4 protein-coding genes and 1 pseudogene are annotated in these 8,557 nt (G+C 71.3%); 2 read left to right on the plus strand and 3 right to left on the minus strand.

Annotation, left to right across the window (positions count from 1 at the left end):
* Positions 1 to 248 (plus strand): annotated as a pseudogene (locus ABD224_RS28445) (hypothetical protein); the annotation flags it as partial.
* Positions 249 to 423: 175 nt separating this feature from the next.
* On the opposite strand, the gene ABD224_RS28450 reads toward ABD224_RS28445, so the two are convergent.
* The 3 genes from ABD224_RS28450 to ABD224_RS28460 form a co-directional block, all read right to left on the minus strand.
* A complete protein-coding gene (locus ABD224_RS28450; RefSeq protein WP_344055067.1) occupies positions 424 to 1,887 on the minus strand; it encodes a glutamate synthase subunit beta in 1,464 nt (487 codons plus the stop codon).
* Complete coding sequence (gene gltB / locus ABD224_RS28455) at positions 1,880 to 6,391, minus strand: glutamate synthase large subunit (RefSeq protein ID WP_344055073.1); 4,512 nt, start codon at positions 6,389 to 6,391, stop codon at positions 1,880 to 1,882. Before gltB ends, ABD224_RS28450 begins: the two co-directional genes overlap by 8 nt.
* A 547-nt stretch (positions 6,392 to 6,938) precedes the next feature.
* Entirely contained in the window at positions 6,939 to 7,670 is a 732-nt protein-coding gene (locus tag ABD224_RS28460; protein ID WP_344055069.1) for a VIT1/CCC1 transporter family protein, read from the minus strand.
* A gap of 280 nt (positions 7,671 to 7,950) precedes the next feature.
* Between ABD224_RS28460 and ABD224_RS28465 the strand changes: the two genes are divergently transcribed.
* Positions 7,951 to 8,557 (plus strand): ADP-ribosylglycohydrolase family protein (locus tag ABD224_RS28465; protein ID WP_344055071.1); only part of this gene is annotated, 607 nt, incomplete at its 3' end.

Genomic DNA, 8,557 nt, shown 5'->3' on the forward strand with positions numbered 1-8,557 from the left:
CGCCGCTGACGGCGGCCGGCTCGGCGGGCCGCCGCCGCTATGCCCGCGACCGGCGCCGCGCCCAGGCCCACGGCCCGGTGCCGCTCACCCGGTCGGCGGCCCCCTACTCCTTCACGTCCGCCGGGCGGGAGCCGCTGCGGGTCTCGTTCCCCTGCCCCACCTGCCATCAGCGCATCCGGGTGCCGGTGCGGGGCCGGATACGGGCACGGTGCGCCCTGTGCCGGACGGTGCTGGAGTGCGACACCTAGAGCGCCCGGCCGGGTCCGCGCCGCCGGGGGCGGTGGTGTCCGGCTCCGTGACGTGCGACGGCGCCTGCCCTGTGATCCGGTCGGGGACTTGGGGCAGGCGCCGCTTCGGGGGGCTGGAGGAATCCCCCAGCTGGCCCACCCGTACGCCGTTGTACGGGACGTCCTTGAAACGGCCTCAGACGGCCAGGGCGCGGTCCGTCGGGCGGATCGGGGCCGGCAGATCGCTGGCACCCGTGAGATGACGGTCGACCGCGCGGGCGGCCGAACGGCCCTCGGCGATCGCCCACACGATGAGCGACTGGCCACGGCCGGCGTCACCGGCGACGAACACGCCGGGCACATTGGTCTGGAAGCCGGCGTCGCGGGCGATGTTGCCGCGCTCGTCGAGCTCCAGGCCGAGCTGCTCGACCAGGCCGTTGGTCTGGTCGGTGCCGGTGAAGCCCATGGCGAGGGTGACCAGTTGGGCGGGGATCCTGCGCTCGGTGCCCGGCTTCTGGACCAGCTTGCCGTCGACGAACTCGACCTCGACCAGGTGCAGCCACTGCACCCGGCCCTCCTCGTCGCCCTCGAAGCGGGTGGTGGAGACGGAGTAGACCCGCTCGCCGCCCTCCTCGTGGGCCGAGGTGACCTTGTAGAGCATCGGGAAGGTCGGCCAGGGCTGGTCGACCGGGTGCCGCTTGTCGTTCGGACGGGGCATGATCTCCAGCTGGGTGACGGAGGCCGCGCCCTGGCGGTGGGCGGTGCCCACGCAGTCCGCGCCGGTGTCACCGCCGCCGATGACGACGACGTGCTTGCCCTCGGCCGAGATCGGCGAGGTGACGTAGTCGCCCTCCTGGACCTTGTTGGCGAGGGGCAGGTACTCCATCGCCTGGTGAACGCCCTTCAGTTCCCGTCCGGGGACGGGCAGGTCACGGGGCGTCGTGGCACCGGCGGCGATGACGATCGCGTCGTACCGCTTCTTCAGGTCCGTCGCCTTGATGTCACGGCCGATCTCGATGCCGGTGCGGAAGCGGGTGCCCTCCGCGCGCATCTGCTCGATACGGCGGTTGATGTGCCGCTTCTCCATCTTGAACTCGGGGATGCCGTACCGCAGCAGGCCCCCGATGCGGTCCGCGCGCTCGTAGACGACGACGGTGTGGCCGGCCCGGGTCAGCTGCTGAGCGGCGGCCAGGCCCGCCGGGCCCGAACCGATGACCGCGACCGACTTGCCGGACAGCCGGTCGGGGATCCGCGGGACGATCGCGCCGGCCTCCCACGCCTTGTCGACGATCGAGACCTCGACGTTCTTGATGGTGACCGGCTCCTGGCTGATGCCGAGCACACAGGCCGACTCGCACGGCGCGGGGCACAGCCGGCCGGTGAACTCCGGGAAGTTGTTCGTGGCGTGCAGCCGCTCGGAGGCAGCCGCCCAGTCCTCGCGGTAGACGTAGTCGTTCCACTCCGGGATCAGGTTCCCGAGCGGGCAGCCGTTGTGGCAGAAGGGGATGCCGCAGTCCATGCAGCGGCTGGCCTGCCGGCCGATGATCGGCAGCAGGGAGCCGGGAACGGGGATCTCCTTCCAGTCCTTGACGCGCTCGGGGACCGGACGGGAAGCGGCAACCTCGCGGCCGTGCTTCAGAAATCCCTTCGGGTCAGCCATGGATCGCCGCCTCCATCATCTTCTCGGTGACCTCGGTCTCGGACAGACCGGCTCGCTCGGCGGCGTCCTTGGCGGCGAGCACTGCCTTGTACGTACGGGGGATGATCTTGCTGAAGCGGTTCACGGCGGTGTCCCACTCGGCGAGCAGCTTCTCGGCGACGGTGGAGCCCGTCTCCTCCTGATGGCGGCGCACCACCTCGTGCAGCCACTGCTTGTCGGTCTCGTCGAGCGCCTCGATCGAGTCCAGGTTGCCGGCGTTGACGTTGTCGCGGTCCAGGTCGATGACGTAGGCGATGCCGCCGGACATGCCGGCCGCGAAGTTGCGCCCCGTCTCGCCGAGGACGACCGCGCGACCGCCGGTCATGTACTCGCAGCCGTGGTCGCCCACGCCCTCGGAGACGACCAGTGCTCCGGAGTTGCGGACGCAGAACCGCTCGCCGACCTTGCCGCGCAGGAACATCTCACCGCTGGTGGCGCCGTAGGCGAGGGTGTTGCCCGCGATGACGCTGTACTCGGCGAGGTGGTCGGCGCCGCGGTCCGGGCGGACGACGATCCGGCCGCCGGACAGGCCCTTGCCGACGTAGTCGTTGGCGTCGCCCTCCAGGCGCAGGGTGATGCCGCGCGGGACGAAGGCGCCGAAGGACTGGCCGGCGGAGCCGGTGAAGGTGATGTCGATGGTGTCGTCGGGCAGGCCCGCGCCGCCGAACCTCTTCGTCACCTCGTGGCCGAGCATGGTGCCGACCGTGCGGTTGATGTTGCGGATGGCGACCTGGGCACGCACCGGCGGGGCGCTGGCGGCGTCGGGCGCGGACAGGGTGTCGGCGGCGAGCCGGATCAGCTCGTTGTCGAGCGCCTTCTCCAGGCCGTGGTCCTGGGCGGTCACCTGGTGGCGCACCGCGCCCTCGGGCAGCTCGGGCACATGGAGCAGCGGCGCCAGGTCCAGGCCCTGTGCCTTCCAGTGGGCGACGGCGCGGGACACGTCGAGGACCTCGGCGTGGCCGACGGCCTCCTCGATGGAGCGGAAGCCCAGCTCGGCCAGCAGCTCGCGGACCTCCTGCGCCACGAACTCGAAGAAGTTCACCACGAACTCGGGCTTGCCGGTGAAGCGCTCGCGCAGCTCCGGGTTCTGGGTGGCGATGCCGACCGGGCAGGTGTCCAGGTGGCACACGCGCATCATCACGCAGCCGGAGACGACCAGGGGCGCGGTCGCGAAACCGAACTCCTCGGCGCCCAGCAGCGCGGCGATCACCACGTCACGGCCGGTCTTCAGCTGGCCGTCGACCTGGACGACGATCCGGTCGCGCAGGCCGTTGAGCAGCAGGGTCTGCTGGGTCTCGGCCAGGCCCAGCTCCCAGGGGCCGCCCGCGTGCTTCAGGGACGTGAGGGGGGAGGCGCCCGTGCCGCCGTCGTGGCCGGAGATCAGGACGACGTCCGCGTGGGCCTTGGACACACCGGCCGCGACCGTGCCGACGCCGACCTCGGAGACCAGCTTCACATGGATCCGCGCCTGCGGGTTCGCGTTCTTCAGGTCGTGGATCAGCTGGGCCAGGTCCTCGATGGAGTAGATGTCGTGGTGCGGCGGCGGGGAGATGAGCCCCACGCCCGGCGTCGAGTGCCGGGTCCTGGCCACCCACGGGTACACCTTGGGACCGGGCAGCTGGCCGCCCTCGCCGGGCTTGGCGCCCTGGGCCATCTTGATCTGGATGTCGTCGGCGTTGACCAGGTACTCGCTGGTCACACCGAAGCGGCCGGAGGCCACCTGCTTGATCGCCGAGCGGCGTTCCGGGTCGTACAGACGCTCCGGGTCCTCGCCGCCCTCACCGGTGTTGGACTTGCCGCCCAGCCGGTTCATGGCGATGGCGAGGGTCTCGTGCGCCTCCTTGGAGATGGAGCCGTAGGACATGGCTCCGGTGGAGAAGCGCTTGACGATCGAGGAGACCGGCTCGACCTCGTCGATGGGGACCGGCTTGCGGTCGGACGCGAAGTCGAACAGGCCGCGCAGCGTCATCAGACGCTCGGACTGCTCGTTCACCCGGGCCGTGTACTTCTTGAAGATGTCGTAGCGGCCGGTGCGCGTGGAGTGCTGGAGGCGGAAGACCGTCTCCGGGTCGAACAGGTGCGGCTCGCCCTCGCGGCGCCACTGGTACTCGCCGCCGATCTCCAGGGCGCGGTGCGCGGGGGCGACACCGGTGACCGGGTACGCCTTGGCGTGGCGGGCGGCGACCTCCTGGGCGATGACGTCGATGCCCACACCGCCGATCTTGGTGGCCGTCCCGGTGAAGTACGTGTCGACGAAGTCCTTGTCCAGGCCGACGGCCTCGAAGACCTGGGCGCCGCGGTAGGAGGCCACCGTCGAGATGCCCATCTTGGACATGACCTTCAGCACGCCCTTGCCGAGGGCGCGGATGAGGTTGCGGATGGCCTGCTCGGGCTCGATGTCCGGCAGGAAGGTGCCGGCGCGGACCAGGTCCTCGACGGACTCCATGGCCAGGTAGGGGTTGACGGCGGCGGCGCCGTAGCCGATGAGCAGGGCGACGTGGTGGACCTCGCGGACGTCACCGGCCTCGACCAGCAGGCCCACGCGGGTGCGCTGCTTGGTGCGGATGAGGTGGTGGTGGACGGCCGAGGTGAGCAGCAGCGACGGGATCGGCGCGTGCTCGGCGTCGGAGTGGCGGTCGGACAGGACGATCAGGCGGGCGCCGTTGCTGATGGCGGCGTCGGCCTCGGCGCAGATCTCCTCGAGACGGGCGGCGAGGGCCTCGCCGCCGCCGGAGACGCGGTACAGGCCGGAGAGGGTCGCGGCCTTGAAGCCGGGCATGTCGCCGTCGGCGTTGATGTGGATGAGCTTGGCCAGCTCGTCGTTGTCGATCACCGGGAAGGGCAGGACGACGCTGCGGCAGGAGGCCGCGGTCGGCTCGAGCAGGTTGCCCTGCGGGCCCAGCGAGCTGCGCAGCGAGGTGACCAGTTCCTCGCGGATGGCGTCCAGCGGCGGGTTGGTGACCTGCGCGAACAGCTGGGTGAAGTAGTCGAAGAGCAGCCGCGGGCGCTCGGAGAGGGCGGCGATCGGCGTGTCGGTGCCCATGGAGCCGATCGGCTCGGCGCCGGTCCTGGCCATCGGCGCGAGGATGACGCGCAGCTCCTCCTCGGTGTAGCCGAAGGTCTGCTGGCGGCGGGTGACCGAGGCGTGGGTGTGGACGATGTGCTCGCGCTCGGGCAGGTCGCCCAGCTCGATCTCGCCGGCCCGCAGCCAGTCGGCGTAGGGGTGCTCGGCGGCGAGGGCCGCCTTGATCTCGTCGTCCTCGATGATGCGGTGCTCGGCGGTGTCGACGAGGAACATGCGGCCGGGCTGCAGACGGCCCTTGCGGACGACCTTGGCCGGGTCGATGTCGAGGACGCCGACCTCGGAGCCGAGGACGACGAGGCCGTCGTCGGTGACCCAGTAGCGGCCGGGGCGCAGGCCGTTGCGGTCCAGGACGGCGCCGACCTGGGTGCCGTCGGTGAAGATGACGCAGGCGGGGCCGTCCCAGGGCTCCATCATCGTGGAGTGGAACTGGTAGAAGGCGCGCCGGGCCGGGTCCATGGAGTCGTGGTTCTCCCACGCCTCCGGGATCATCATCAGCACGGCGTGCGGCAGCGAGCGGCCGCCGAGGTGCAGCAGCTCCAGGACCTCGTCGAAGGACGCGGAGTCGGAGGCGTCCGGGGTGCAGACCGGGAAGATCCGCTCCAGCTTCTCCGGGTCCCCGAACAGGCTGGTGGCCAGCTGGGACTCGCGGGCGCGCATCCAGTTGCGGTTGCCCTTGACGGTGTTGATCTCGCCGTTGTGCGCGATGAAGCGGTAGGGGTGCGCGAGCGGCCAGCTCGGGAAGGTGTTCGTGGAGAACCGGGAGTGGACGAGCGCGATCGCGGAGGCGAAGCGGCGGTCGGACAGGTCCGGGAAGAAGGGCTCGAGCTGCCCGGTGGTGAGCATGCCCTTGTAGACGAGGGTGCGGGCGGACAGCGACGGGAAGTAGACGTCCGTCTCGCGCTCGGCCCGCTTGCGCAGCACGAACGCCTTGCGGTCCAGGTCGATGCCCTCGCTCACGCCGTCGGTGACGAACAGCTGGCGGAAGACGGGCATGGTGGAGCGGGCGGTGGCGCCCAGCAGCTCGGGGGCGACCGGGACCTCGCGCCAGCCGAGGACGGTCAGTCCCTCCTCGGCGGCGATCGCCTCGATGCGGGCGACGGCGTCCTCGGTGCCCTCCTGGGGCAGGAAGGCGATGCCCACGGCGTAGGAGCCGGCCGCGGGCAGCTCGAACCCGGCCACCTCGCGCAGGAAGGCGTCGGGGATCTGGGTCAGCAGACCCGCACCGTCACCGGAGTCGGGCTCGGAGCCGGTCGCACCGCGGTGCTCCAGGTTGCGCAGGACGGTGAGCGCCTGCTCGACCAGCGTATGGCTCGCCTCGCCCGTGAGGGTGGCCACGAAGCCGACGCCGCAGGCGTCGTGCTCGTTGTGGGGGTCGTACATCCCCTGCGCGGCAGGGCGGGCATCCATGAAGGACGACCGGTTCGGGCGGTCGCCCCCGGATTGCTGGGACGGCTGGCGCGGCATACGCATCGGCTCTCCCGTCGTCATGTGGCCTGTGCAGGTACCGAGGGACGACGTTGGCCCTCCGCGTGAAATCCGGAATCACGTAATCCGGTAAATGTCGTGCAGGTTACATGATGGACTGATCATCGGAAACCGGATGCTCCGTTCCATCATGTGAACACCGTGGATGACGGCGGCGTGCCGCACCCGGCGGTGAGGACGGGGGACCGGCGGCGGACGAGATCGGTCGGATCGGTGTCCGTCGGTCCGAGGACGGGCGGGTGGTGTCACCCGGTCCCGTGGATACGAGGCAGCGGCGTCATTGCCCGCAACGCGTACGGCTCATGCCCCGTGGTTACACAGCCGAAACCGGCAGGCAACCCAACAGATGACCCCACATGCGAGGATGTCGGGCGACGGTATCGAACAGAGCCGCCGCATAATGATGCACCTCCGTGCCCACCTGCACAACACCTGAGCGCATTCATCCCAGGGTGGTTCCGAACAATGCGCCCAGGGCGTAGGTCACACCGGCGGCGGCACCGCCCAGGGCGAGCTGCCGCAGACCGCTGAACCACCAGCTGCGCGCGGTCACCCTGGCCACCACCGCGCCGCAGGCGAACAGCCCGAGAAGGGCGAGGAGCACGGCCGGCCACAGGGCGCCGGCGCCCAGCAGGTAGGGCAGCACGGGCAGCAGTGCGCCGAGCGCGAACGAGCCGAAGGACGACATCGCCGCGACCATCGGGGAGGGCAGCTCCTCCGGATCGACGCCCAGCTCCTCGCGGGCGTGTATCTCCAGCGCCTGCTCGGGGTCCTTCGACAGCTGCCGGGCCACCTCACGGGCGAGAGCGGGCTCGACCCCCCGCGACACGTACAGGGCGGCGAGTTCCTCCTCCTCGTCCTCCGGGTGTTTGTGCAGCTCGCGGCGTTCGACGTCCAGCTCGGCCTCGACGAGTTCACGCTGCGAGGCGACGGAGGTGTACTCGCCGGCCGCCATGGAGAAGGCACCGGCGGCCAGACCCGCCAGGCCGGTGAGCACAATGGTCTGCTGGCTCACCGAGCTGCCCGCGACACCGGTCATCAGGGCGAGGTTGGAGACCAGCCCGTCCATGGCGCCGAAGACCGCCGGACGCAGCCAGCCGCCGTTCACGTCACGGTGCGTGTGGTTGTCGCGATGCGCCTCGTGGAGCGTCGCCTCGGTGTCGATGACGGCCATCGAAGTCCCCCAAAGGACGGTCGCCCGCACGAACGAAGGCGACCCTTAGACGAGATCTACTTTTTGACAACGACCAACCTACGCCGGAAAATCCCCCGCCGCCAGCAAGGAAAGGCTGGGCTAACCCGGAGCCGTGCGGTGCGCCGCTCGTCCGCGCGGCGCACCGCACGGATGTCGTACGAGTGATGCCGGGGCGCCCGGGGCTGCACGGAGCACTCCACCGGGGACAGATCCGCCGAGGGCTCCCGCCCGGCGGGACGCCCCGAGAGGAGAGCCCGCCATGGGATCGACCGCCCGACTCCCTCAGGCCCTGGCCACGGCCCCGGCAGCGGCCGGGGTCCCGCTTCGCGAACGGGCGCGCGGCGCGCTGCTCGGCCTCGCCGTCGGAGACGCCCTCGGCGCGCCGGCGGAGAACCTGAAGCCGTCCGAGATCCGCGCCCGCTGGGGCCGTATCACCGGCTATGTCGCCGAGCGCCCGGCCGGCACCGACGACACCGAGTACGCCGTCTTCTCCGGTCTCCTGCTGGCCCGGTACGGCTCCGCGCTCACCCCCGCCCATGTGGAGGCGGCCTGGCACGAGCACATCGCCGGCCGCGCGGAGGGCTCTTTCCGCGGCGCCGGCTTCAGCGAGCGCGGCACCCTGGAGAACCTGCGCCGGGGCCTTGCCGCCCCCGTCTCCGCCCAGCACCGGCACGCCTGGAGCGACGGCCTGGCCATGCGGGCGGCGCCGTTCGGGGTGTTCGCCGCCGGACGTCCCGCCGAGGCGGCCCGGCTGGTGGCGATCGACGGGTCGGTCAGCCACGAGGGCGAGGGCATCCACGGCGGCCGGGCGGTGGCCGCCGGGGTCGCGGCGGCCATGGCGGGCGCACCGCCGGTCGCGGTCGTGG

It is taken from the genome of Streptomyces thermoalcalitolerans, assembly GCF_039525155.1.
GTDB lineage: Bacteria > Actinomycetota > Actinomycetes > Streptomycetales > Streptomycetaceae > Streptomyces > Streptomyces thermovulgaris.